This is a genomic window from Streptomyces sp. NPDC001070 (genome assembly GCF_053598835.1).
Genome location: NZ_JBSFLB010000025.1, coordinates 104,875 through 129,049 on the forward strand (window position 1 = coordinate 104,875; position 24,175 = coordinate 129,049).

Consider the following 24,175-nt stretch of genomic DNA (forward strand, 5'->3'; position numbering starts at 1 on the left):
CACGAAGAACCGCCCCCGGAATCCTCCGGGGGCGGTTCTTCGTGTCAGGTGACGCCGGACGCTATGCCGCGCCCTCACCGAGGTAGGCGGCACGCACGCGCGGGTCGGACAGCAGACGCGACGCCTCGTCCTCCATGACGATCTCGCCCGTCTCCAGGACGTAGCCGCGGTCGGCCAGCTGCAGCGCCTGGGAGGCGTTCTGCTCGACCAGCAGCACGGTGGTGCCCTGGTCGTTGATCTCCTTGATGATCTCGAAGATCTGCTGGACGATCAGCGGCGCCAGACCCATCGACGGCTCGTCGAGCAGCAGCAGGTTCGGGCGGCCCATCAGTGCCCGGCCGATGGCCAGCATCTGCTGCTCACCGCCGGACAGGGTGCCCGCCAGCTGCGAACGCCGCTCCGCCAGGCGCGGGAAGAGGGTGAGCACGCGGTCCAGGTCGTCCTTCGGGACTCCCTTGAACCGGTAAGCGCCCATCTCCAGGTTCTCCAGCACGGTCATCACCGGGAAGACCCGGCGGCCCTCCGGGGACTGCCCGATGCCGAGCTCCACGACCTTGTGCGCGGGAACGCCGTCGATCCGCTCCCCGCCCAGCCGCACCTCGCCGTGGCGGGGCTGCAGCAGACCGGAGATCGTGCGCAGGGTGGTGGTCTTGCCGGCGCCGTTCGCGCCGAGCAGGGCCACGACCTCACCCTGCCGGACCGTCACATTGATGCCCTTGAGCGCCTGGATGGCGCCGTAGAACACCTGCAGGTCGACCAGCTCCAGCATCGCCGGCGCCTCGGCGACGGAACCACCCGTCGCCTTCTCGAAGTTGGCGGCCTCGGTCATCGGCCCTCCTCCTCGGACTCACGCGGGGCGGGGACCTCATGTGCGTCGGCCGCGTGGTGCGCCTCGGCGATCTCCACCATCTCCGCGACGGCCTCCACGGCCTCCTCGTCGGCCGAACCCAGGTACGCCTCGATCACCGCGGGATCGCGCTGCACCTCCTCGGGCAGACCCTCGGCGATCACCTTGCCGAAGTTCAGCACCATGACGCGGTCCGCGACCGACATGACGAGCTTCATGTCGTGCTCGATCAGCAGCACGCTGATGCCCAGCTCCCGGTTGATCCGGCGGATCAGCTGCTCCAGCTCCAGCTTCTCCGTCGGGTTCGTACCGGCCGCCGGCTCGTCGAGCAGCAGCACCTTCGGGTCGGTCGCCAGTGCGCGGGCGATCTCCAGACGCCGCTGGTCGCCGTAGGACAGGCTGGCGGCGAGCTCGTTGTGCTTGCCCGCCATGCCCACGTACGCCAGCAGCTCCTGGGCCCGCTTGTCACTCGCCTTCTCGTCCCGGCGTGCCCACGGCAGGCCCAGCATGATCGAGATCGGTCCCGACTTCTGCCGCGACTCCGCCGCGATCTTGATGTTCTCCAGCGCCGTCAGCGCGCCGAAGAGCCGGATGTTCTGGTACGTGCGGGCCACACCGTAACGGTTCACCAGGTACGGCTTGGTACCCAGCAGCTTGCGCTCCGCGCCGCCCTCCTCGTGGAAGGTGATCACGCCTTCCTGCGGGACGTACACGCCCGTCAGGGAGTTGAACAGCGAGGTCTTGCCCGCGCCGTTCGGGCCGATCACCGCGAGGATCTCGCCGCGCCGCATCGTCACGCTGACGTCCGACAGGCTGGTGAGACCACCGAACCGCAGTGTTACACCACGGGCCTGCAGCACCGTGTCACCGGTCTGAGCGGGCCGTGCGCCCGCGTCCTTCACCGCGTTCACGACTTCACGCCTCCCGTCGGCTCGGTCATCGCATCGGCGTCACCGATGCCCGCCTCCGCCATGTGCAGCTCGCGCTGCCTGCGGCGGGAGGGGATCACACCCTGCGGACGGAAGATCATCATGATGACGAGCAGCGCACCCAGGTAGATGAAGCGGTCGGCCGGAGGCACGTAGTCCTTCAGCGCGTTCGGCAGCCACACCAGCAGGGCCGCGCCGAAGAGCACACCCGAGATCGAGCCCATGCCGCCGAAGACCACGTAGGCCAGCGCGAGCACCGACCACACGATGGTGAAGTTCTCCGGGTTGATGAAGCCGACCTTGCTGGCGTACACCACGCCGGCCAGACCCGAGGTGGACGCACCGATCGCGAACGCCAGCAGCTTGTAGCGCACCGTGTTGATGCCGGTCGCGGCCGCCGCCACCTCGTCCTCGCGGATCGCCGTCCAGGTGCGGCCGATGCGCGAGTGCTCCAGCCGGTTGTACAGGAAGACCAGCACCGCCAGGAAGAACAGCAGCAGGTACCAGTACGGCAGCGGGTCGAACGTGTGCCACACGTAGTCGATCGGGCCGATGTGGATCTCGGGGCTCGGGATGCCGAAGACACCGCGCGTGCCGCCGGTGAAGCCGTCCGAGTTCTTCGCGACGAGGTACACGATCTCGTGGAAGCCCAGGGTCACGATCGCGAGGTAGTCGCCGCGCAGCCGCAGCGTCGGACCGCCCAGCAGCACACCCGCGACCAGGCAGGTGGCGATCGCGAACGGGATCGACTCCAGGGCGCTCACCGTGAACGGCGGCTTCACCGGCATGTGGCCGGTCCAGTAGGCGCAGGAGTACGCGCCGATCGCGTAGAAGGCGATGAAGCCCAGGTCCAGCAGACCGGCCCAGCCGACCACCACGTTCAGGCCGACCGCGATGATCATGTAGATGCCCATCTGGCTGACCAGGATCTCCTGCCACTCCACGCTGGCGTTGGCGGGGATCACGATCGCGGCCACCAGCAGGAGGACAAGGGCGGCCAGCTTCAGCCAGCGGTTGGACGCGTACGCCTTCTTCACCGGGGCGGTCGCCCGGGAGACACCCGCCGTCGCCTTGCGCGCGACGTCGCGGACCGGGGCGCCGAACTCGGCCACCGCCCACACGACGACCATGACGACCAGGCAGATCCACAGCCGCGCCGACTCGAACGCCCCCGTGAACGCCGAGAGCTTCTCGGCCGGGTTGCCGTCGTCACCCGTCATCAGGGCCAGGCCGAAGCCCAGCACCAGCATGCCGAACAGGCGCACCCAGCGGGGCTCCTGGTACCAGGCCCGGCGGCGCAGCTTCGCCACGTCCACCGAGAAGGACTTGGCAGCGGTCGCGTTGCTCATGCCGACCTCCCCAGACGCTCGCCCATGATGCCCGTCGGACGGAACATCAGCACCAGGATGAGGACCACGAACGCGGTCACGTCGATCCACTCGGTGCCGAAGACCGGAGAACTCAGGTTCTCGACGATGCCCAGCAGCAGACCGCCCAGCATCGCACCACGGATGTTGCCGATGCCGCCCAGCACCGCCGCCGCGAAGGCCTTGATGCCCGGCAGGAAGCCCACCGTGAACCAGACCTGGCCGGCGATGCCGAAGCCGTACAGGAAGCCGGCCGCGCCACCCAGCAGACCGCCGATGATGAAGGTACGGGAGATGATCTTGTCGATGTCGACGCCCATCAGGCCGGCCGTCTCCGCGTCCTGCGCGACGGCCCGGATGCCCGCACCCATCTTCGTACGGTTGACCACCAGGTCCAGGCCGATCATCATCGCCACCGCGGAACCGATGATGATCAGCTGAGTGATCTTCACCGGAGTGCCGAAGACGCTGAAGACCTCACCGTTGGTGTACAGGTCCGGCATCGGCACAGGGTTGCGGCCCCACAGCTTGCCCGCCAGGTTGTACAGGAAGAACGACGCACCGATGGCGCTGATCAGGAAGACCAGCTTCGGGGCATTGCGCTTGCGGAGCGGCTTGTAGGCCGCCTTCTCCAGCCCGAACGCGGTCAGCGCTCCGACCAGAGCGCCGGCGATCATGCCGACGATCACCCAGGTCACGGAGGTGAAGCCGTGAGGATTCTGGGGAGCGAGCTCGGAGAGAACGACGAGCGAGCCGAAGCCGCCCATCATGAAGACCTCGCTGTGCGCGAAGTTGATGAGCTGGAGGACGCCGTAGACCAGGGTGTACCCGATCGCGATGACGGCGTACATGGAGCCCGTCGTCAAGCCTGGGATGAAGTAGTCCCAGAAGTTGTGGAAGAGATTCATGGTGCGTGGGAATCCTTGCTGAAGCCGGTGAAGGGCGGCGAAGTCGCGTTCGACACAGCGATGGGGAGCGCGGGGCGGCGGCCGGATTCCGTGCCGCGCCCCACGCCCCCCACCTCAGGTGTCAGTTGCCGTATCAGCCGTTGCTGAGGGTGGCCACGTCACCCAGGTAGCCGATCTTGCCGTCGGCGACCTGGTACAGGTACACGTTCTTGGTCTTCAGCTCGCCCTTGTCGTCGAAGGCGAACTCCTTGGTCAGACCCTTGTAGTTGACGACCTTCAGGGCCGCCAGCAGCTTGTCGCGGGTGACGTCCTTACCGAGCTTCTTCATCTCGGAGATGATCAGGTTCCCGATGTCGTACGACTCGGCCGAGTAGGTGCCCGGGGCCGTGTTGAACTTCTTGGTGTACGCCTCGGTGAACGCCTTGGTGTTGGTGTTCTTCGTCGCGTCGGTGCACGGGCAGGTCAGGAACCACTTGTCGGCGGCGGGGCCGGCCAGCTCGACGAACTTCGCGTCGTTGGAGCCGTCACCCGAGATGCCGATGCCCTTGAAGCCGCCGTCGACCAGCTTCTTGGCGAACGGCGCCAGGTCGGCGTAGTAACCCGCGTAAATCAGCGCGTCGGCCTTGGAGTTGACGACCTTGGTGGCAGCCGCGGTGTAGTCCGGGGTCTTGGCCGGGACGCTGTCGGTCACGACCGTGACGCCCGCGTCCTTGAGGCTCTTGATGGCGACCTCGGCCAGGCCGACGCCGTACTCGCTCTTGTCGTCGATGACGAAGACCTTCTTGGCCTTCTCCTTCTTCGACAGGTACTCGGCCATGCCGGCACCCTGCTCGTTGTCGTTCGGCGCGCCGCGCAGGAACGAGGAGAAGCCGAGCGAGGTCAGACCCGGGTTGGTCGCCGACGGCGTGACCGCGGCGAGCTGCGCCTGGGCGTACAGCTGACCCGAGGCCTTGGTCGGACCCGAGAAGGCGGGGCCGACCACCGCGACGACGCTCTTGTCGCCGATGAGCTTCTGAGCGGCGGCGGGCGCCTGGTCCGGCAGACCCTGGTCGTCGCCGTCCGCGACCTTCAGCGTGAAGGGCAGGTCGCCCTTCGCGTTGGCCTCGTCCACGGCCAGCTTCAGGCCGTTGTCCTCGTTGATGCCCAGCGCGCTGTTGTCGCCGGACAGCGGACCCTGGAAGCCGATGGAGAACGTCGGCTTGCCGCCGCCATTGCCGCTGTCGTCCTTGCTGCCACCGCACGCGGTGAGCGCAAGAGCGCCAACGGCCACCGGAATAGCAAGCTTGACGAGCTTCTTGTTGAGCACTACGACCCCCTGGAGCCGCCCAATGAGATTACTGTCGGCGGGCCGTAGGCCCTCCGGATTGCGACCGCGTGAACGCCACGCGGGTTGGCGGGAATGTAATCCGCTGATCAGGCGCACAGATAGGTCGTCGGAAGATATGTGATCGGACGGTGACCTCGGTCATGTGCCGGAAACAGAACGGTCCTTACCGGTAACCGGACGACCCGAGGGGGAGAGATGGAGACAATAGTCCGATTTGGCGCTCTTGTGTGGCGGTTGGCCCGCCGGCCGGTCGTGGCCGCGCTGGCCGGAGCGCTGGCCGGAATCACGGTAGCCGCCCTCACCGCCGCGGCGATATGGCCCTCCCCTTCCCCGCCCGCGGCCGGGCAAGCCCTCCGGCAGCTCGAAATCCCCCTCGACGCACCCCCCGTGCACACCGGGAACCTCGAATTCCGCGCCCTCGCGCTCCGTTGCGGCATCGCCGTCATCGTCGGCACGCACGCCGAGCACCCCGCCAAGGGCCGCCTGTGCCGCATCCGCGTCACCGTCACGGTCGACGACTCCGTCAGCGCGCGCCTCGACAACGACCTGCAGAGGCTCGCCCTCACCGACGGCAGCCGGCACTCCATGGACTGGGAGGCCATGCAGATCAAGCGCCAGCCCCTGACCGTCGACATCGGCGCGCACGACAGCGCCGAGTACGACCTCTGGTTCGACATCCCCAGGGGCGCCGCCGTCGACCGCCTCGTCGTCACCAACGACAAGGGGATGCCCACAGCGGACATCCCCTTGCCACGGCGTGATTGGCCGGACCACTCGGCCTGACCCGGCCGACGCGATCCCGGCGGCGCTACTTGGCGGCGCCGTCCACCTCGTCCAGCACGGCCTGCGCCACCGCCTGCATCGTCATGCGACGGTCCATCGACGTCTTCTGGATCCAGCGGAACGCGGCCGGCTCCGTCAGCCCGTACTTCGTCTGCAGAACGCTCTTCGCGCGGTCCACCAGCTTCCGCGTCTCCAGCCGCAGACTCAGGTCCGCGATCTCGTCCTCCAGCGCCCGCAGCTCCGTGAACCGCGACACCGCCATCTCGATCGCCGGCACGACGTCGCTCTTGCTGAACGGCTTCACCAGGTAGGCCATGGCGCCCGCGTCCCGGGCCCGCTCCACCAGCTCGCGCTGCGAGAAGGCGGTCAGCATGAGCACCGGCGCGATCTTCTCCTTGGCGATCCGCTCGGCGGCGGAGATCCCGTCGAGCACGGGCATCTTCACATCGAGGATCACGAGGTCGGGCCGGAGTTCCTCGGCGAGCTTCACGGCCGTCTCGCCGTCCCCCGCCTCCCCGACGACGGAGTAGCCCTCCTCCTCGAGCATCTCCTTGAGGTCGAGCCTGATCAGAGCCTCGTCCTCGGCGATCACCACACGGGTGGTCTGCGGCGGTACGTGCGACTGCTCGTCAACGGGCTCGGCGGCGCTCACGGGACTCCTCGTTCCAAGGCAGGTGCTGCCCCAAGAGCCTACCTATCTCCGGTATGGTTGGAGCACGGAGGGGAGGCGGCGGCCTTCACTTCCAAGGCCCCGGTAGCCCAATTGGCATGAGGCAGCGCTCTCAAACAGCGTACAGTGTGGGTTCGAGTCCCACCCGGGGCACATTCCCTTCGAAACGAAGGCCATCCGCCTTCGCGGCGATCTTCATCGGCCCGGGCTGAGCAAAACTTCGCAGCTCATCCGCGAGCCTTCACCGCGTATTCGAGCCGTGCGCCTGTTTCCGGTCCGCTTGCCCGAATGTCGCTGGAATACCGAGATGTCCCGCCGCTCGGGAGACGCCCGCTCCTCATCGGCCCGGCGTATCGAGCCGCGCTGTGGTGTGCCGGGTGGCGACCGCCGTCGTGGGGTCCTCCGGCCAGGGGTGCTTGGGGTAGCGGCCGCGCAGTTCCGCGCGGACGGCGCGGTAGCCGTCGCGCCAGAACGAGGCCAGGTCGGCGGTGACGGCGGCAGGCCGGCCGGCGGGGGACAGCAGGTGGACGAGGAGGGGGACGCGGCCGCCGGCGATGCGCGGGGTGGCGGTCCAGCCGAAGAGTTCCTGGAGCTTGGCGGCGAGGACGGGACGGTCGCCGTCGTAGGAGACGCGGACCTTGGAGCCGGACGGGATCTCCACACGTTCGGGGGCGAGTTCGCCGAGGCGGGCGGCCTCGCCGGTGGCCCAGGGCAGGAGCCGGTTCAGCGCCGTGGCGGCGTCGGCGCGAGCGAGGTCGGCGCGGCGGCGGGCGCCCGCGAGCTCGGGGGCGAGCCAGTCGTCCGTACGGGACAGCAGGGCCTCGTCGGAGACATCGGGCCAGGGGGCGCCGAGTTCGCGGTGGAGGAAGGCGAGGCGCTGCCGGAGGGCGTCGGCGTCCCGGGTCCACTTCAGCAGGCCCAGTCCTTCGCGGCGCAGGCCGTCGAGGAGCGCGGCGCGCAGCAGCGCGGGATCGGGGTCGGCGATGGGGCGCGCGGTGATCTCGACCGCGCCGAGGCGTACGGCGTGGCGGGCGGCGATGTCGCCGTCCGCCCAGGTGACCTCGTCGGTTTCGGTGAGCAGCGGTGCCGCGGCGGCGCGGGCGGTGTCCTCGTCGATGACGGCGGCGAGGCGAACGCGGGCGGAGGGGGAGCCCGCCGGGCGGTCGGCGACGGCCACCGCGAGCCAGCCGGGGGCGCCGAGGCGGGTGCCGTCGGCGAGGTCGGCGGCGGTGCCGGAGACCATCAGATAGCCGGCGCCGGTGCCGCGGCGGCGGGCGACGCGTTCGGGGAAGGCCAGGGCGGTGACGAGGCCGGCGGCGGTGTCGTCGGTGAGGCCGGTGACCGGATGGCCGGGGGCCGCGGCGGACAGGCGGCGGGCTTCGCGGCGCCAGCGGTCGGCGTAGCCGTCGTGGGCGCGGCGGGCGGTGCGCCAGGCCGCGGTGAGGTCGTCGCCGTAGTCGCGCGGGGGCTGCTCGGCGATGAGGGCGACGATGTCGGCGGCGCGCCGGGTGCCGACCCGGGGGGCGCCGTCGAGGAGGGCGCGGGCGAGACGCGGGTGGAGGCCGATGCGGGCCATGCGGCCGCCGCGGTCGGTGGTGCGGCCGTCGGGGCGGGTGGCGCCGACGGCGGTGAGGACGTCACGGGCGGCGGCGAGGGCGCCGGGCGGAGGCGGGTCGAGGAGAGCGAGTCCGGTGGCGTCCGGGTCCCCCCAGGCGGCGGTCTGCAGGGCGAATCCGGTGAGGTCGGCGACGGCGATCTCGGGTGAGGGGAAGCGCGGTCGGGCGGTGTCCTCGGCTTCGCTCCAGCAGCGGTAGGCGGCGCCGGGGGCTTCCCGTCCGGCGCGTCCGGCGCGCTGTGCGGCGGTGGCGAGCGAGGCCCGCACGGTGGTGAGGGAGCCGAGTCCGCGGGCGTGGTCGGTGCGGGATTCGCGGGCCAGGCCGGAGTCGACGACGACACGGACGCCGGGCACGGTGAGGCTGGACTCGGCGACGGAGGTGGAGAGCACCACACGGCGCCGGCTGCCGTCGCCGCCGCGGAGCACGGCGTCCTGGACGGCGGCGGGCGCCTGGCCGTGGAGCTGGAGGACGTCGGCGTCGACCCCGCCGAGCACCCCGGCGACCCGGGCGATCTCGCCGGTGCCGGGGAGGAAGCAGAGGACGTCGCCGTCCGCCGTGCGCAGGGCGGTGCGGACGGTGGCGGCGACGTGGTCGAGGAAGGCGGGGTCGACGCGCATGCCGTGCGGCGGGCGGATGCCGTGCGGCGGGGGTACGTGGGTGACGGTGACGGGGTGGGTGCGGCCTTCGGCGTGGACGACGGGTGCGTCGCCGAGCAGCCGGGACCAGGCGCCGGCGTCGGTGGTGGCGGAGGCGGCGACGATGCGCAGGTCGGGGCGGAGGGCGGCGCGTACGTCGAGCAGGAAGGCCATCGCGGTGTCGGCGTCCAGGTGGCGTTCGTGGCATTCGTCGAGGAGGACGGTGCCGGTGCCGGGGAGTTCCTGGTCGCGCTGGAGCCGCTGGAGGAGGACGCCGGTGGTGACGACCTCGACGACGGTGCCGGGGGAGACCTTGCGGTCGCCGCGCACGGTGTAGCCGACCCGGCCGCCGGTCTCCTCGCCGAGCAGCCAGGCCATGCGGCGGGCGGCGGCCCTGGCGGCCATGCGACGCGGTTCCGCGACGAGGACGGGGCGGGTGGGGCGGCCGTCGTCGAGGAGCCCGGCCAGGGCGAGCGGGACGAGCGTGGTCTTGCCGGTGCCGGGCGGGGCGGCGAGGACGGCGCAGCCGTGTCCGGCGAGGGCGTCGCGGAGGGCCGGCAGGGCGGTGCGCACCGGGAGGGCGGCGAGGGCGTCCTCGCGGGTGCCCGCGGGCCGGCGGGTCATGCGGCGACGCAGACGAAGATCGCGGTGCCGGGGATGATCCGGCCGCGCAGCGGGGACCAGCCGCCCCATTCCCCGGTGTTCCAGTCGGGCCACTCGGGTTCGACGAGGTCGACGAGGTGGAAGCCGGCGGCGGCGAGTTCGCGGACGCGGTCGCCGAGGGTGCGGTGGTGCTCGACGTAGACGGCGTGCCCGGCCTCGTCCTGCTCGACGTAGGGGGTGCGGTCGAAGTACGAGGCGGAGGCGGTGAGCCCCTCGGGGCCGGGCTCGTCGGGGAAGGCCCAGCGGATGGGGTGCGTGACGGAGAAGACCCAGCGGCCGCCGGGGCGCAGGACGCGCCGGACCTCGCGCATGACGTGGGCCGTGTCGGCGATGAAGGGCAGGGCGCCGTAGGCGGAGCAGGCGTGGTCGAAGGAGGCGTCGGCGAAGGGCAGGGCGCCGGCGTCGGCCTGGACGAGGGGGAACGCGGGGACGGGAGAGGCGGGGGAGGACGCGGCGCGCGCGTCGTCTATGCGGCGGGCGTGCTGGAGCTGGCGGTGGGAGAGGTCGAGGGCGACGGGCCGGGCGCCGCGCGCGGCGAGCCAGCGGGAGCACTGGGCGGCGCCGGCGCCGATCTCCAGGACGGCCGCGCCCCGGAGGTCCTCGGTGGGTCCGAGGAGGCGGAGGTCGTCCTCCGTTACTCCTTCCGGGCCCCATGTGAAATCGGCGTCGCCGAGGAACTCGCCGTGATCGTTCTGGTACTCGTCGGCGTTGCGGTCCCACCATCCGCGGTTGGCTCGACTGCTCTCCGTGCTGCCCGCGACACGGCGCGTGGCCTCGGGTTCTTCGGGGACGGGCCGGGGGGCCGGTGCTTGGATCATCGCTGTGGTCGTCGTACCCTCTGTGGTGACCTGTGGCTGCGGTGTCGCCGCAGCACGTCCGTGCGCCAGTGCCCGGTAAGGGGTGTTACGCCCCCGGTGTGGCCTTCGCGCATTGACCGTGCCCGGCTGCCCCCGTATGCTACAAGTTGCGCTGCGAGCCTGCGCGCCTCGGACGGAGCAGGCTGCGCTCACATCTGTTGTAAACCTCTCGGCCTTGCGGGCTGTCCGGAATCGGCAGGAGCGAAACGGGCTTACGGCGTAGCAGTACCTACGACTTCATGTCCGTACCGGAGCCCTTTTCCTAATGACGAGCAGCACCGAGGCCCCTCGTACCACCCCGCAGGTGGCGGTCAACGACATCGGTTCCGAGGAAGCCTTCCTCGCCGCGATCGACGAGACGATCAAGTACTTCAACGACGGCGACATCGTCGACGGCGTCATCGTGAAGGTCGACCGGGACGAGGTCCTGCTCGACATCGGCTACAAGACCGAGGGCGTCATCCCCTCGCGTGAGCTTTCGATCAAGCACGACGTCGACCCCAACGAGGTCGTCGCCGTGGGCGACGAGATCGAGGCCCTGGTCCTCCAGAAGGAGGACAAGGAGGGCCGCCTGATCCTGTCCAAGAAGCGCGCCCAGTACGAGCGCGCCTGGGGCACGATCGAGAAGATCAAGGAAGAGGACGGCATCGTCACCGGTACCGTCATCGAGGTCGTCAAGGGTGGTCTCATCCTCGACATCGGCCTCCGCGGCTTCCTCCCCGCCTCCCTGGTCGAGATGCGCCGTGTCCGCGACCTCCAGCCGTACGTCGGCAAGGAGCTCGAGGCCAAGATCATCGAGCTGGACAAGAACCGCAACAACGTGGTCCTGTCCCGTCGCGCCTGGCTGGAGCAGACCCAGAGCGAGGTCCGCCAGACCTTCCTCACCACCCTCCAGAAGGGTCAGGTGCGCTCCGGCGTCGTCTCCTCCATCGTCAACTTCGGTGCCTTCGTGGACCTGGGTGGCGTGGACGGCCTGGTGCACGTGTCCGAGCTGTCCTGGAAGCACATCGACCACCCCTCCGAGGTCGTCGAGGTCGGCCAGGAGGTCACGGTCGAGGTCCTGGACGTCGACATGGACCGCGAGCGCGTCTCCCTGTCGCTGAAGGCGACCCAGGAAGACCCGTGGCAGCAGTTCGCCCGGACCCACCAGATCGGCCAGGTCGTCCCCGGCAAGGTCACCAAGCTGGTGCCGTTCGGTGCGTTCGTCCGCGTGGACGAGGGCATCGAGGGTCTGGTCCACATCTCCGAGCTGGCCGAGCGCCACGTGGAGATCCCGGAGCAGGTCGTCCAGGTCAACGACGAGATCTTCGTCAAGGTCATCGACATCGACCTCGAGCGTCGTCGCATCAGCCTCTCGCTGAAGCAGGCCAACGAGTCCTTCGGTGCCCACCCGGAGCAGGTCGAGTTCGACCCGACCCTCTACGGCATGGCCGCGTCCTACGACGACCAGGGCAACTACATCTACCCCGAGGGCTTCGACCCCGAGGCCAACGACTGGCTCGAGGGCTACGAGAAGCAGCGCGAGGAGTGGGAGCGCCAGTACGCCGAGGCGCAGGCCCGCTTCGAGCAGCACCAGGCGCAGGTCATCAAGTCCCGCGAGGCCGACGCCGAGGCTGCGGCCGCGGCCGGCGAGGCCGCTCCGGCGCCCGCCGGTGGCTCGTACTCCTCGGAGTCCGGCGACCAGTCCGGCGCGCTCGCCTCGGACGAGGCGCTGGCCGCGCTCCGCGAGAAGCTGGCCGGCGGCCAGAGCTGATCGCAGGGCTGACGCCCACGCACCACGGAAGGACCCGCTCTCCCCTGGAGGGCGGGTCCTTCCGCGTTGCCCGGTCCTTACCGGTCGCCGGGTCCGCGCGGGAATGCGCGGGCTGTGCCGTCCGTTGCACAGAAAGTTGATCAGGAGAGAAAGAAGGGTGCGCGGTGCTGGATCCGCAGGGGCTTTACGCATACGAGCCGGGCGGGGCCGAGGCGGTCGACGAGGCGTTCGGGGAGACCGGGCCCGTACTGCTGTACCACTTCGACGGGTACATCGACGCCGGTGAGACCGGCTCGCAGGTCGTCGAGGAGCTGCTGGAGCGGCAGGAGCACCGGCTGGTGGCGCGCTTCGACGCCGACCGGCTGGTGGACTACCGGGCGCGCCGTCCGCTGATGACCTTCAAGCGGGACCGCTGGACGGCGTACGACGCGCCGGAGATCGCGCTGCGCCTGGTGCGCGACAGCACGGGCTCGCCGTTCCTGCTGCTGTCCGGCCAGGAGCCGGATGTGGAGTGGGAGCGCTTCGCCGCGGCGGTGGTGCAGATCGTCGAGCGGCTGGGAGTGCGCCTGGCGTTCAACTTCCACGGCATCCCCATGGGCGTGCCGCACACCCGTCCGGTGGGGATGACGCCGCACGGCAACCGGCTGGACCTGGTGCCCGGGCACCGCAGCTGGTTCGACGAGGCGCAGGTGCCGAGCAGCGCCGAGTCGCTGATCGAGTTCCGGCTCGCGGAGGCCGGCCGTGACGTGCTGGGCGTGGCCGCGCACGTGCCGCACTACCTGGCGCGTTCCGGTTACCCGGACTCCGCGCTGGCCGTTGTGGAGGCGCTGACGGCGGCCACCGGCCTGGTGCTCCCGCAGGTGGCGCACGCCCTGCGGATGGAGGCGCACACCGTGCGCGCCGAGATCGACCGGCAGGTCGCGGACGGCGACGCGGAGCTGGTCTCGGTGGTGCGGGGTCTGGAGAACCAGTACGACGCGCTGGCGGGAGGCAGCAGCCGCGAGAACCTGATCGCCGAACCGGTCGAGCTGCCGTCGGCGGACGACCTGGCGGCCGAGTTCGAGCGGTTCCTGGCCGACCGGGAGGACGACGGCTCCTGATCCGGCTGGTCCGGGTGCGACCGGCGGCGCCGGGCACCGGTAGTCTCGCGCCATGGTCAAAGTGGGGCTGACGGGCGGGATCGGGGCGGGCAAGAGCGAGGTGTCACGGCTGCTGTCCTCCTACGGGGCGGTGCTGGTCGACGCCGACCGGATCGCGCGCGAGGTGGTCGAGCCGGGCACGCCGGGGCTGGCGGCGGTGGTCGCCGAGTTCGGCGAGGAGGTGCTGGCCGCCGACGGCAGCCTGGACCGGCCGAAGCTGGGCGGGATCGTCTTCTCCGACCCCGAGCGGCTGCGGGCGCTCAATGCGATCGTCCACCCGCTGGTCCGCGACCGTTCCGCCGCGCTGGAGCGTGCAGCCGGCCCCGACGCCGTCGTCGTGCACGACGTCCCGCTGCTGGCGGAGAACAACCTGGCGCCGCTGTACGACGTGGTCGTGGTGGTGGACGCCGCCCAGGAGACCCAGTTGGACCGGCTGGTGCGGCTTCGCGGTATGACCGAGGACGACGCCCGTGCCCGGATGGCCGCCCAGGCCACCCGCGAGCAGCGGCTGGCGGTCGCCGACGCGGTCATCGACAACGACGGTCCGCTGGAGGCGCTGGAGCCCCAGGTCCGGCAGCTCTGGGAGCAGTTGCGTCAAAAGATCGTCAAGAGCTGATCCGGCACCCTCTCCACCGGCGTCTGTGGGGCAGTAGCGTCGCTGCGCCGTGGACATGAGGGGGATGGGTATGGAAGCCGTGTCGGCCGTGGTCGCGATCGCCGCCGTGGTGCTCGGACTGGGCGGTCTCAAGAGCAGTTTCCGTGTGATCAAGCAGTACGAGCGGGGTGTGGTCTACCGCTTCGGGCGGGTGCGGCCGCAGGCCAAGCAGCCGGGGCCGCGCATGCTGGTGCCGCTCATGGACCGGATGACCAAGGTCAACATGCAGGTCGTGACCATGCCGGTGCCCTCGCAGGAGGGCATCACCCGGGACAACGTCTCGGTGCGGGTGGACGCGGTGCTGTACTTCCGGGTCATCGACCCGATCAAGGCCACGGTGCACGTCCAGAACTACCAGTTCGCCATGTTGCAGGTGGCGCAGACCTCCCTGCGCTCGGTGATCGGCAAGAGCGAGCTGGACGACCTGCTGTCGGGGCGCGAGGCCATCCACGAGGGCCTGGAGCTGCTGCTGGCCACCCCGGCCGTCGAGTGGGGTATCCACATCGACCGGGTGGAGATCAAGGACGTCGCCCTGCCGGAGTCGATGAAGCGCTCGATGGCGCGGCAGGCCGAGGCCGACCGTGAGCGCCGGGCGCGCATCATCACCGCCGACGGTGAGCTGCAGGCCTCGCAGAAGCTGGCGCAGGCCGCGTCGGCGATGGACAGCACGCCGTCCGCGATGCAACTGCGACTGCTGCAGACGGTCGTGGAGGTGGCCGCCGAGAAGAACTCGACGCTGGTCATGCCGTTCCCGGTGGAGATGCTGAGGTTCTTCGAGCGGGCGGCCGGAAGCGACCGGCCGCGGGCCGAGGCGGCTCCGGCACCGGTACCGGCACCGGCTCCGGAGCAGTCGGAGCCCGTCGCCGAGGTCGGCGGCACGGCCCCGGCGGCCCTGGAGGCGCCGAGCGACCCGGTCACGCCCGCCGTACCGGCGGAACGGCAGCCGGCCGACGAGGAGGCCTGAGCGCGCCGCCCGCTGCTCCCCGGGGGGAATGCATATGCGGGTGGTGATGTTGGGTAGTTGTGACCTGTTGAACGCCCCGGGGAAGGAGGCGGCTGTGCCCGAGCAGAGCCCCGAGAACCATGTCATCGACTTCCGCGCGGCGGAGCAGCTGCTCGCGGCGCGCGACGCCCGCGGGGCGGTGAAGCTCCTGGACTCGGTCATCGCCGCCCACCCGGAGAACACCGCGGCGCGGCTGCTGCGCGCGCGGGCGTTCTTCCTCTCCGCGCAGCTGCGCCCCGCCGAGCTGGAGTTCCAGGTCGTCCTGGAGCGCGAGCCGGACAACGCGTACGCGCACTTCGCCCTCGGCCGCACCCTGGAGCGGTCCGGCCGGCCCGGGGAGGCGCTGCGGCACTTCCGGCTGGCGGCGGCGCTCGACCCGAAGCCGGACTATCTGCAGGCCGCCCGCTTCCCCGACTCGGCGTGAGCCAGGGTGGGGAGTTCGCCCGATTTTACGGTGAACGCCCCTCGCGTCACATTGATCCTTCTCGTCACTCCCGTTACGGTTCCGAGGCACGCGTTCTGACGCTGCCTCAACCGTCGGGAGCCGGCCGTGACTCGAATGTCCAGACGTACGCTGCTGGGTTCCGCAGCCGCGACCGCGGCGGGCGCGGTGCTCCCGTCGGAGGCTGCGGGCGCGACCATGGCGGCCGGCGCATTTGACGCCGCTCCCGCGCGGGCAGCGCTGGGGCGGCTGCTGCCGCGGCACGCGGGGCAGTTCCGGCTGGTCGCGGCGGGCCGGGGGACCGGAACCGGCGGCAAGGACGGCAACCGCTCCGACTCCTTCCGGATCGGCGGCGCGCGGGGCCGGATCGAGGTAGCCGGGACATCCCCGGCCACACTGCTGTGCGGTGTGCGCTGGTACCTGAAACACGTGTGCGGCGTCGGCGTTTCGTGGGTGGGCGACAGCCTGGACGCGCTGCCCGCGACCCTGCCCGCCCCGCCTCCCGGTGGCATCGCCCGGCGTGCCACCGTGCCGCACCGCTTCGCCCTCAACGACACCAACGACGGCTACACCGCCCCGTACGCCGACTGGCGGCGCTGGGAGCGCTTCATCGACGTCCTGGCGCTGCACGGCTGCAACGAGGTGCTGGTGGTGGCGGGCGCCGAGGCCGTGTACCGGCGCGTGCTGCGTGAGTTCGGCTACTCCGACGCGGAGGCCCTGGCCTGGCTGCCCGCGCCGTCCCACCAGCCGTGGTGGCTGCTGCAGAACCTGTCCGCGTACGGCGGCCCGTTGAGCGGGGACACCGTCGACGCCCGCGCCGCGCTGGGCCGCAGGATCACCGCCCGGCTGCGGGAACTGGGCATGGCCCCGGTGCTGCCCGGCTACTTCGGCACCGTCCCGGACGGCTTCGCCGGCCGCAACCCGGGGGCGCGCGTCGTCCCGCAGGGCACCTGGCACGGCTTCGCGCGCCCCGACTGGCTCGATCCGCGCACCAACTCCTTCGCCGCCGTGGCCGCCTCCTTCTACCACCACCAGAAGGAGCTGTTCGGCGAGGCGGCGTACTTCAAGATGGACCTGCTCCACGAGGGCGGCACATCGGGCGAGGTGCCCGTGGCCGCGGCCGCGCGCGGCGTCCAGAGGGCGCTGCGCGCCGCGCACCCCCACGCCACCTGGGTGATCCTCGGCTGGGAGAAGAACCCGCGGGCCGATCTGCTGGCCGCCGTCGACAAGGAGCGGATGCTCGTCGTGGACGGCGTCTCCGACCGGTTCGCCTCGGTCACCGACCGGGAGCGGGACTGGGCGGGCACGCCGTACGCCTTCGGCTCCATTCCCAACTTCGGGGGCCGGACCACGATCGGCGCCAAGACCCATGTGTGGGCGGACCGCTTCTTCACCTGGCGGGACAAGCCCGGCAGCGCCCTGGCCGGCACCTGCTACCTCCCGGAGGCCGCCGAGCGAGACCCGGCGGCGTTCGAGCTCTTCTGCGAACTGCCCTGGCACGAGGAGCGGGTGGACCTGCCGACCTGGTTCGACACCTACGCGCGGACCCGCTACGGGACCGACGACGGCCAGGCCCGCGTCGCCTGGCAGGCCTTGCGCCGCACCGCCTACCGCCATGACGCGCTGGAGCGCGCCGACGCGCACGACAGCCTCTTCACCGCGCGGCCCTCGCTGACCGCGGACTCCGGGAGCGTGTACGCGCCGAACGCCCTCACCTACGAACCGGCGGCCTTCGACACGGCGTTCGCCGCACTGCTGGGCGTGGGCGCCGGAGCGCGCGGCCGCGATGCGTACCGCTACGACCTGATCGACGTGGCGCGGCAGGCCGTCGCCAACCGCAGCCGGCAGCTGCTGCCGCAGCTGCGCGCCGCGTACGGGCGCGGCGACGCGGCGGCCTTCCGCGAGCTGTCCGAGCTCTGGCTGCGGCTGATGCGGCTGGCCGACGAGGTCGCGGGCGGGCACCGGGCGTTCCTGCTCGGGCCCTGGCTCGCGGAGGCCCGGGCCTGGGGCGGCGCGCAGGCGCAGCGCGCGGAGCTGGAGCGCACCGCCCGGGTGCTGGCGACCACCTGGGGCGGACGGGCGACCTCGGTGTCGCTGCACGAGTACGCCAACCGCGACTGGAACGGGCTGATCGCGGACTTCTACCTGCCGCGCTGGCGGGCCTTCCTGGACGAGTGGGGAGCCGCGCTGGCCGCCGGCCGGGCACCGAAGGCGATCGACTGGTACCGCGCCGAGGAACCCTGGACGACACGCGGCGGAAGCTATCCGACCCGGCCCACCGGGGACGCCCACAGCCTCGCGCGCCGGGCGTACGACACCCTGGCCGCCGCCCCGTACCAGGGCACCCTGACCGTGGCCGCGGAACCGACGACACTGGTGCCGGGCGGCCGGGCCCTGGTCACCGCGGCCTTCACCAACACCAACGGGCTCGCCCCCACGGGCACGGTCGGCTTCTCCCTGACCACCGACGGGGTGCGGGCCGTGCCGCGCGGGGCGCTGTCGCTGCCGCGCGTGGCGCCCGGCGGCACGGGCCGCGCGACCTGGCACGTCACCGCGCCCGACACGCGCCCGAAGCGGCCGCTGTCCCCGCTGCGGTACGAGGCGCGCGCCGCGTACGAGCCGGTACCGGGTGGTGCGCGGGTGCCGGCGGTCGCCGCGGGGGACCTGTACGTCGCGGGCGCGCTGGACCGTGCGTACCGCACCGTGAACGGCACCGGCGCGGTCTTCGGGCAGCTCGGTGACCGCTTCGCCATCGACGGCGCCGGGCGCGACCTGTGGAAGGGCACGACCGAGTTCGCGGCGGTCTTCCGGCCCGGCGCGCTGCGGGACGGCGGGACGGTCACCACCCGGGTCGACACCCAGGCGGAGACCGCGGAATGGGCACGGGCGGGCATCGTGGTCCGCGACGACCTCGGTGATCCGGCCGCCCCGGGCTTCCTGAACCTGGCGGTGACGCCGGGGCACGGGGTGACGCTGTCCTACGACTCCGACGGCGACGGCCGGTTGAACCGCTACCGCCGGGTCGCGGGGGTGCGGGCCCCGGTGCTGCTGCGGCTGCGCCGCCGGGGCCGGGCTTACACGGGGGAGTGCAGCACGGACGACGGGGCGACGTGGCGGAAGGTCGCGACGGTGAGGGTCCCGGCGGCGGCGCGGGCTCAGGACGTGGGGATCTTCATGAGCGCCGGGAACGGCGGTACGGGCGACCGGGGCCTGGTGGAGTTCACCGGCTTCGCCGTCACCTGAGGCCGTCGCCGCCCGCGCCGCCGTGGCCTCCGCCCACAGCGGCGACGAGGTCGGCCAGGGCGTCGGCGAGCCGGCCGAGCCCCTCGGTGGGGGCACCGCCGGGCTCGGTCATGTACCGGTCGCGGCGGATCTCGACCATGAGGGCGGACACCTCGCGGGCCGTGCCGTAGTGCTTCAACGGCACATAGGTGCCCGCGAAGGGCGAGTCGAGCCCGATCCCACCGCACTGAGCGAAGGCCTCGCGGGCGGCGTCCAGCAGCCACGGCGGGGTGTGGAAGGGATCGGTGCCCAGGCAGACGGCGGGGCGGGGCCCGTCGCCGTGCAGCTCGTAGGGGAGCGGCGCGCCGGGGTAGGAGTGCACGTCGATGACGACCGCCCGCCCGGCCGCCTCCAGGCGGTCCTGCACCGCCTCCGTCATGGCGGCCGCGTACGGCTCGAAGTAGGCCTCCAGCAAGGCGCGTTCGTGCCGGGGGTCGTCCTCGCGCAGCGGCGCCCCGTGAGAGGTGCGGGTGTAGACGGCACCCATGCCGACGGCCCGCATCTCCTCCCGCTCGTCCGGGAACCGCTCCGGGTCGACGACCAGCCGCGACAGGCGGTTGGTGAACTGCCACGCCCCCGTACGCGCGGCGGCCCGCGCCGCGATCAGGTCCGTGTGGGAGTCCGTCATGTGGTCGAGCTCGGCGGCGAGTCCGGCGTCGTCGAGGAGGATGCGTTCACGGACGTGCCCGGGCACGGCGCGGGCGCTGTGCGGCACATGGAGCAGCACCGGCGAGTCCGGCGCGCCCTCGGTGACGTGAAATGTCGCTTTGTCCACTTCCATGCCCTCCCCGGCCCCGCTGGCGTGGCGCGGCCATCGTAACGGGAGGGGATCTCACGACCATCGGCGTGCGGCGTGCGGCGTGCGGCATGCGGCATGCGATGACGGTGGCGGGTCGTCAGAACAGCGGTTCCGGCAGGACACCCTCCAGGGCCAGCAGCGAGCGTTTGATGTCGAGCATGCGCAGACCCCCGCCGAAGCCGCCGATGCCCCCGTCGCTCTCCAGGACCCGGTGGCACGGGACGACGACCGGCAGCGGGTTGGCCCCCATGGCCATCCCGACCGCGCGGGCCGCGCCCGGTTCGCCGACCCGGTTCGCCAGGTCCTGGTAACCGACCACGCTGCCGTACGGGACGCCGGCCGACAGTTCGCGCAGCACCCGGCGGTTGAAGCCGGTCGTCAGCGACCAGTCGAGGTCGAGGTCGAAGGCGTGCAGCGTCCCGGTGAAGTACGCCTCCAACTGGCGTATCGCCTCGTCCAGCCGGGCCCCCGCGGCGCTCGCGGGGCCCGGCCGCCGCACGGGTGCGGCGCCCAGCCGGGAGCAGATCCGCTCCAGCGCGGCGGGCGCGGCCTCCTCCGTGATCCGGAAGGCGACATGGACCAGGCCCTGTGCGGTCGCGGCGAGCAGCAGCGGCCCGATCGGTGCCTCCAGCACCGTCCAGGCCACCTCGGTGGAAGGGGTCTCCGGATGTGTCACGGTCCCCAGCCTAGGCGGGGGCACTGACAGCGGGCCCCGGCCTCCGCTGCCGCACCGGCACCACGGCGGCGACGGCAACCGGCCGCACCTCCGGCCACCCGGGAGGGTGGCCGTTCTCGACAGGTCTGTCACAGGCGGTGGTCGATCGGTCGCGAGAGGGGAGGGGGCGCCCATGACGCGAAACGACTTCACCGCCGCCGTCCGCCGGCTCTCGCGCGAGCAGGACAGGGTCGCCACCGTCGCCCAGCTCTCCGCGGCAGGCGTGCCGCAGAGCCGGCTGCGCGAGTGGTGCCGTCCCGGCGGGCGGTGGCAGCGGCCGCTGCCACGGGTGGTCGTCCTCCACCCCGGTCCGCTGACGGCCGCCCAGCGCTCCAGGGCGGCGCTGGCCTTCGCCGGGTACCCGCAGGTCCCCGCCATGATCACCGGCGTGGCGGGGCTCGCGCTGCACGGTGTCGCCGTCGCCGTCCCGCCGTGCGGGCTGCCCGTGGTGGACGTGCTCGTGCCGAGCGAGCGCCGGATCCGCACCCACACCTGGGTGCGGGTCCATCACGGCCGTGGGCTCCCCGTGCCCGACACCGTCGACGGTGTGCCGGTGGCGCCGGTGGTCCGCGCGGCGGCCGACGGCGTACGGGAGTCCATCGACCCCGAGTGGGCTCTGGACGTGGTGCGCGAGCTGGTCATGGCACTCGGGGTGCCCGCCCCCGCGCTCGCCGCGGAACTGGGCGGCACGGTGCTGGCCAGGCGCCCCGCCGTCGCCGCGCTGCTGGGGTCCCTGGATCCGGGCCCCCGTGCCGCCTCCGCCGAGCCGATGGCCCGCGCGCTGGTCGCCCGGTCCGGACTGCGGCAGCCGATGTGGCGTCCCACGCTGCAGCTCGACGGCGCCTTTCTGGGATCACCGGACGCGTACTGGGTGCGTGACGGCCTCGTGCTGGACCTCGGCCCGGGCGCCGGCCGCGGGCGGCTGGAGGCGCTGGGGCTGCGCGTGCTGCGGATCGCGCCCGCCGCGCTCACCCGCAGCCCCGCCGAGGTTGTCGCCGCGCTGCGCATCGCCCTGGCGGCGGGCCCGTACGGGCCGCTGGACCGCATCACGGCGCTGCCCGGGGCGATGTGACGTACGGATGTCCGCGCGATGAAGTCGCCATGAGGCGGCCGCGCAGGGGCGGCCGGCGACCCTAGCCTGAGTCGGCGCGGGGGCGGAAGGGAGCGAGCGGGGGACCTTGGCGGCAAGGGGAGGGTGCTGTGAGCGGCACGTACGGAACGGTCAACGGATTCACCTACGGATGGGCGACCCCTCTCGCGGGGTACCTGATGGCCTGCTTGGGCGCCGCCCTCGGGCTGCGCTGCGTCACCCGGGCCCTGGCCATGCGCCCCTCGCGACGGGCCGGCTGGCTCGCGCTGGGAGCCGCGGCCATCGGCTCCGGGATCTGGACCATGCACTTCATCGCCATGATGGGCTTCACCGTCGGCCAGGTGCGGATCACCTATGACACGCTCGCCACCTTCGAGAGCCTGCTGGTCGCCGTCGCGGTCGTCGGCATCGGGGTGTTCGTCGTCGGCTTCGTCGGCCGTACGGTGCCGGCGGTGCTGGCCGGCGGAGGCTTGACGGGACTGGGCATCGCCGCCATGCACTACATGGGCATGCGGGGCATGCGGCTCCACGCCGACCTGGAGTACTCGCCGTCCACGGTGGGGCTGTCCGTCGGGGTAGCGGTGCTCGCCGCCACCGTCGCCCTGTGGTGCGCGGTCTCCAAGAGGCGCATGTACGTCGGCGTACTCGCCTGCCTCGTCCTCGGTTTCGCCGTCACCGCCATGCACTACATCGGCATGTCGGCGCTGACGGTGCACCTGTACAGCGGTGCGCGGGAGGAGGCGAGCGGCGCGGGGCCGGCCGCGCTCCTGGCGCCGGTGCTGATCGGCCCCGTCGTGTTCCTCTTTCTCGCGGGGGTCGTCGTGGCGCTCGACCCGCCCGCCGCCGACCCCTTCCCGGAGCCCGCGCCCGACCGCGGCCGCCGTTCCGCGCGGGCGGCGCGCTCCGCGCACGACGCCCGCCCCTCACGCGCCCGCGAGCGCCCGCGCGAACGTCAGTGACGGCTGCTCGACACCGCTGCACTGGGTCGCGGCCGTCTCCTTGGCGCCGCCTTCGCAGGGGCGGTCCCGGTCGGCCGACCACATGGACAGGCCGCCGAGCCCCTTCTCGCGGGCGAAGGCGGCCAGTTCGGCCGCGTCCCGCACGGTGAAGACCTCGCCCTTGATGTCGTTCACCCCGAGCATCGGGGTCACCACGAGGGTCCGCCAGGCCGCCGCGTCCGGCAGGTCGAGCAGCGCCTTGAGCTGTCCGTGGGCCGCGGTGGCCGCCCGTAGCGCGTATCCGCCCATGTCGCCGGTGTACGCCTCCCCGTAGTCCATCGCCATGATGTTGACGCCGTCGACGCGTACCCCCTGGTGCCGGGCGTCCGCCAGCAGTGCCGAGGCTTCGGCGGTCAGGCCCGACGGCATCACGGGCAGCGTGAAGGAGACCGACAGCGTCCGGCCCTCCCGCTTCGCCTCCCTCTGGAGGGCGGCGACGGCCCGCGCCCGGCGGGTGTTGGCGGCGGTGTCCGCGAGGTCGTCGCCCTCGACGTCGAAGTCGATCCGGGTCAGTCGGTAACGGTCGATCACATCGCTGTAGACGGAGGCGAGTTCGCCGGCGTCCTCGCAGGCGCCGGCCAGTTCCCTGCCGTCGGCGCCGCCGAACGAGACCCGCACATCGCGGCCCGTGGCCCGCAGGCTCGCGATCCGTGCCGCAAGGGTGCCGTGGGCGATGCCGTCCCGCCCGTCCCAGGTCGCGGCGCACCCGTCGCGCGCGGTGACGAAACCGAGGGTGAAGCCGTCGGCACCGGTGCTGCGGGCGGCCTCCGCCATGTCGTACCCGGTGGAGCGCGAGGCGTCCACGTACGGGGTGAAGGCCACCTCGGCCGCCCGCTCCCCGCCCGCGGGCGTGCGTGGCGCGGGGGATCCCGCGGGCGTCGTGTCCGTGAGGAGGAATGCGGTCGTGGCGGCGATGGCGGCGGCCACGAGTCCGGTGATCAGCTGTGCCGTGCGGCTCTTCATGTCGGAGAGACTATCTGCCCCGGGAATTTCGGATCACACTTTCCGTGAATTGGTGAAAGGGTCCCGGGGATCGTTCGTGCGATTATTTCCGAGCGAATCCGGGGAATTCTCGAAGAGAAATTACTGCTAACATTCCGCGCATGCATTCCATCTCCCGGCGGGCGTGTCCCCGTAGGCGGTCCACCGCGGAAGGGCCTGTGTTCGTCGATACATCGGGCCGCCGCGCGCGCATTATCCGGCGGGCCGGACTGGCCGTCGGGACCGCCTGTGCGGGATATGCCGTCCTCCTGGGAGTGGCTTTCGCCGGAGGCACCCCCTTCGCGCCCGAGACCCTGATTCCGGGCGCCGGCGACCCCGCCGGCGCGGCGGCGCAGGCCGAGGCGGGCAGGAGAACCGGTGCCGCCCCGAGACCCGCCGCGAGCGCGTCGGCCGCCCCCTCCGCCACCGTGCCCGCGGCCTGGGTCCCCGCCGCCCTGCCCACCGTCGTCCCCGCCGCCGAGAGCACCGCCTCCGCCACGGCCACGCGCCCGGCCGCCTCAGCGGCGCCCTCCGCCAGCGGCGGCGGGTCCCGCGCCACCCCGTCCGCGAGCGCCTCCCTCCGGCCCACGGACGTGCGCACCGCCACTGCCTCCGCCTCCGTCCCCGCGCCGCCCCGACCGGACTCCTCCCCGTTCCCCACCGGCGACGGCGGTGGCGAGGCCCCGGATCCGGGCGACGGCTGGGACGACTGAGCG

The 24,175-nt window shown here is 72.1% G+C and carries 21 protein-coding genes and 1 tRNA gene; 11 read left to right on the forward strand and 11 right to left on the reverse strand.

The annotated features are described in order from the left end of the window. Positions 1–61 precede the first annotated feature (61 nt). The 5 genes from ACWDAS_RS28090 to ACWDAS_RS28110 all read right to left on the reverse strand — a co-directional run bounded on the left by ACWDAS_RS28090 (position 62) and on the right by ACWDAS_RS28110 (position 5,357). Positions 62–829: an ABC transporter ATP-binding protein gene (locus ACWDAS_RS28090; protein ID WP_450396308.1), complete on the reverse strand. Its 768-nt coding sequence runs from the start codon at positions 827–829 to the stop codon at positions 62–64. Further along, positions 826–1,758: an ABC transporter ATP-binding protein gene (locus ACWDAS_RS28095; protein ID WP_450396311.1), complete on the reverse strand. Its 933-nt coding sequence runs from the start codon at positions 1,756–1,758 to the stop codon at positions 826–828. Before ACWDAS_RS28095 ends, ACWDAS_RS28090 begins: the two co-directional genes overlap by 4 nt. Next, the gene (locus ACWDAS_RS28100) at positions 1,755–3,125 is read right to left on the reverse strand and encodes a branched-chain amino acid ABC transporter permease (RefSeq protein ID WP_450396314.1); all 1,371 of its coding nucleotides are present in this window, start codon (positions 3,123–3,125) and stop codon (positions 1,755–1,757) included. Before ACWDAS_RS28100 ends, ACWDAS_RS28095 begins: the two co-directional genes overlap by 4 nt. After that, positions 3,122–4,051 (reverse strand): branched-chain amino acid ABC transporter permease, encoded by a 930-nt coding sequence (locus tag ACWDAS_RS28105; protein ID WP_450396317.1) that lies wholly within the window; start codon positions 4,049–4,051, stop codon positions 3,122–3,124. The genes ACWDAS_RS28100 and ACWDAS_RS28105 overlap by 4 nt, the downstream gene beginning before the upstream one ends. Positions 4,052–4,184: 133 nt before the next feature. After that, a complete protein-coding gene (locus ACWDAS_RS28110; protein ID WP_450396320.1) occupies positions 4,185–5,357 on the reverse strand; it encodes a branched-chain amino acid ABC transporter substrate-binding protein in 1,173 nt (390 codons plus the stop codon). A 216-nt stretch (positions 5,358–5,573) separates the two neighbouring features. On the opposite strand from ACWDAS_RS28110, the gene ACWDAS_RS28115 reads away from it, so the two are divergent. Further along, positions 5,574–6,161: a hypothetical protein gene (locus ACWDAS_RS28115; RefSeq protein ID WP_450396323.1), complete on the forward strand. Its 588-nt coding sequence runs from the start codon at positions 5,574–5,576 to the stop codon at positions 6,159–6,161. 25 nt (positions 6,162–6,186) lie between these two features. Here the strand turns inward: ACWDAS_RS28115 and ACWDAS_RS28120 are convergent, their stop codons facing one another. Then, the gene (locus ACWDAS_RS28120; protein WP_450396325.1) at positions 6,187–6,813 is read right to left on the reverse strand and encodes an ANTAR domain-containing response regulator; all 627 of its coding nucleotides are present in this window, start codon (positions 6,811–6,813) and stop codon (positions 6,187–6,189) included. Between the two features lie 96 nt (positions 6,814–6,909). On the opposite strand from ACWDAS_RS28120, the gene ACWDAS_RS28125 reads away from it, so the two are divergent. Further along, positions 6,910–6,984 (forward strand) — tRNA-Leu (locus tag ACWDAS_RS28125). Positions 6,985–7,168: 184 nt separating this feature from the next. On the opposite strand, the gene hrpB is transcribed toward ACWDAS_RS28125, so the two are convergent. Together hrpB and ACWDAS_RS28135 are read right to left on the reverse strand one after the other, a co-directional pair. Beyond that, the gene (gene hrpB, locus ACWDAS_RS28130) at positions 7,169–9,706 is read right to left on the reverse strand and encodes an ATP-dependent helicase HrpB (protein ID WP_450396328.1); all 2,538 of its coding nucleotides are present in this window, start codon (positions 9,704–9,706) and stop codon (positions 7,169–7,171) included. Then, entirely contained in the window at positions 9,703–10,563 is an 861-nt protein-coding gene (locus ACWDAS_RS28135) for a class I SAM-dependent methyltransferase (RefSeq protein ID WP_450396331.1), read from the reverse strand. Before ACWDAS_RS28135 ends, hrpB begins: the two co-directional genes overlap by 4 nt. A 304-nt stretch (positions 10,564–10,867) precedes the next feature. Between ACWDAS_RS28135 and rpsA the strand changes: the two genes are divergently transcribed. The 6 genes from rpsA to ACWDAS_RS28165 all read left to right on the forward strand — a co-directional run bounded on the left by rpsA (position 10,868) and on the right by ACWDAS_RS28165 (position 18,837). Further along, positions 10,868–12,355, forward strand: a complete 1,488-nt coding sequence (gene rpsA, locus ACWDAS_RS28140; protein ID WP_450396334.1) for a 30S ribosomal protein S1 — start codon at positions 10,868–10,870, stop codon at positions 12,353–12,355. Between the two features lie 164 nt (positions 12,356–12,519). After that, a complete protein-coding gene (locus ACWDAS_RS28145) occupies positions 12,520–13,455 on the forward strand; it encodes a PAC2 family protein (protein ID WP_450396337.1) in 936 nt (311 codons plus the stop codon). A 52-nt stretch (positions 13,456–13,507) separates the two neighbouring features. Continuing rightward, on the forward strand, positions 13,508–14,110 hold the full coding sequence (gene coaE, locus ACWDAS_RS28150; protein WP_450396340.1) for a dephospho-CoA kinase: 603 nt from the start codon (positions 13,508–13,510) through the stop codon (positions 14,108–14,110). A gap of 64 nt (positions 14,111–14,174) precedes the next feature. Next, a complete protein-coding gene (locus ACWDAS_RS28155; protein ID WP_450396342.1) occupies positions 14,175–15,113 on the forward strand; it encodes a slipin family protein in 939 nt (312 codons plus the stop codon). Between the two features lie 94 nt (positions 15,114–15,207). Further along, positions 15,208–15,576, forward strand: coding sequence for a tetratricopeptide repeat protein (locus ACWDAS_RS28160; protein ID WP_450396345.1), 369 nt, complete (start codon positions 15,208–15,210; stop codon positions 15,574–15,576). Between the two features lie 135 nt (positions 15,577–15,711). Next, positions 15,712–18,837 carry an alpha-N-acetylglucosaminidase gene (locus tag ACWDAS_RS28165; RefSeq protein WP_450396348.1) on the forward strand — a complete coding sequence of 1,042 codons (3,126 nt, stop codon included), beginning with the start codon at positions 15,712–15,714 and terminating at the stop codon, positions 18,835–18,837. Here ACWDAS_RS28165 and ACWDAS_RS28170 read toward each other — a convergent pair. Further along, the gene (locus ACWDAS_RS28170) at positions 18,830–19,657 is read right to left on the reverse strand and encodes an N-formylglutamate amidohydrolase (RefSeq protein WP_450396351.1); all 828 of its coding nucleotides are present in this window, start codon (positions 19,655–19,657) and stop codon (positions 18,830–18,832) included. The two genes, ACWDAS_RS28165 and ACWDAS_RS28170, sit on opposite strands and share 8 nt — an antisense overlap. A gap of 115 nt (positions 19,658–19,772) precedes the next feature. Continuing rightward, entirely contained in the window at positions 19,773–20,351 is a 579-nt protein-coding gene (locus ACWDAS_RS28175) for a methylated-DNA--[protein]-cysteine S-methyltransferase (RefSeq protein ID WP_450396354.1), read from the reverse strand. Positions 20,352–20,523: 172 nt separating this feature from the next. On the opposite strand from ACWDAS_RS28175, the gene ACWDAS_RS28180 reads away from it, so the two are divergent. Both ACWDAS_RS28180 and ACWDAS_RS28185 read left to right on the forward strand, forming a co-directional pair. Then, the gene (locus ACWDAS_RS28180) at positions 20,524–21,462 is read left to right on the forward strand and encodes a hypothetical protein (protein WP_450396357.1); all 939 of its coding nucleotides are present in this window, start codon (positions 20,524–20,526) and stop codon (positions 21,460–21,462) included. A 128-nt stretch (positions 21,463–21,590) separates the two neighbouring features. Next, complete coding sequence (locus ACWDAS_RS28185) at positions 21,591–22,439, forward strand: MHYT domain-containing protein (RefSeq protein WP_450396360.1); 849 nt, start codon at positions 21,591–21,593, stop codon at positions 22,437–22,439. On the opposite strand, the gene ACWDAS_RS28190 is transcribed toward ACWDAS_RS28185, so the two are convergent. Then, the gene (locus ACWDAS_RS28190; RefSeq protein ID WP_450396362.1) at positions 22,404–23,441 is read right to left on the reverse strand and encodes a chitinase; all 1,038 of its coding nucleotides are present in this window, start codon (positions 23,439–23,441) and stop codon (positions 22,404–22,406) included. The genes ACWDAS_RS28185 and ACWDAS_RS28190 overlap by 36 nt on opposite strands. A 293-nt stretch (positions 23,442–23,734) precedes the next feature. Between ACWDAS_RS28190 and ACWDAS_RS28195 the strand changes: the two genes are divergently transcribed. Next, positions 23,735–24,172 (forward strand): hypothetical protein, encoded by a 438-nt coding sequence (locus tag ACWDAS_RS28195; protein ID WP_450396365.1) that lies wholly within the window; start codon positions 23,735–23,737, stop codon positions 24,170–24,172. Positions 24,173–24,175 lie beyond the last annotated feature (3 nt).

Coding starts and splice junctions, on each gene's coding strand:
- ACWDAS_RS28100 (WP_450396314.1), bottom strand. CDS start 3,125: ATGAGCAACGCGACCGCTGCCAAGTCCTTCTCGGTGGACGTGGCGAAG.
- rpsA (WP_450396334.1), top strand. CDS start 10,868: ATGACGAGCAGCACCGAGGCCCCTCGTACCACCCCGCAGGTGGCGGTC.
- ACWDAS_RS28135 (WP_450396331.1), bottom strand. CDS start 10,563: ATGATCCAAGCACCGGCCCCCCGGCCCGTCCCCGAAGAACCCGAGGCC.
- ACWDAS_RS28090 (WP_450396308.1), bottom strand. CDS start 829: ATGACCGAGGCCGCCAACTTCGAGAAGGCGACGGGTGGTTCCGTCGCC.
- hrpB (WP_450396328.1), bottom strand. CDS start 9,706: ATGACCCGCCGGCCCGCGGGCACCCGCGAGGACGCCCTCGCCGCCCTC.
- ACWDAS_RS28115 (WP_450396323.1), top strand. CDS start 5,574: ATGGAGACAATAGTCCGATTTGGCGCTCTTGTGTGGCGGTTGGCCCGC.
- ACWDAS_RS28190 (WP_450396362.1), bottom strand. CDS start 23,441: ATGAAGAGCCGCACGGCACAGCTGATCACCGGACTCGTGGCCGCCGCC.
- ACWDAS_RS28105 (WP_450396317.1), bottom strand. CDS start 4,051: ATGAATCTCTTCCACAACTTCTGGGACTACTTCATCCCAGGCTTGACG.
- ACWDAS_RS28170 (WP_450396351.1), bottom strand. CDS start 19,657: ATGGAAGTGGACAAAGCGACATTTCACGTCACCGAGGGCGCGCCGGAC.
- ACWDAS_RS28165 (WP_450396348.1), top strand. CDS start 15,712: ATGTCCAGACGTACGCTGCTGGGTTCCGCAGCCGCGACCGCGGCGGGC.
- ACWDAS_RS28155 (WP_450396342.1), top strand. CDS start 14,175: ATGGGTATGGAAGCCGTGTCGGCCGTGGTCGCGATCGCCGCCGTGGTG.
- coaE (WP_450396340.1), top strand. CDS start 13,508: ATGGTCAAAGTGGGGCTGACGGGCGGGATCGGGGCGGGCAAGAGCGAG.
- ACWDAS_RS28180 (WP_450396357.1), top strand. CDS start 20,524: ATGACGCGAAACGACTTCACCGCCGCCGTCCGCCGGCTCTCGCGCGAG.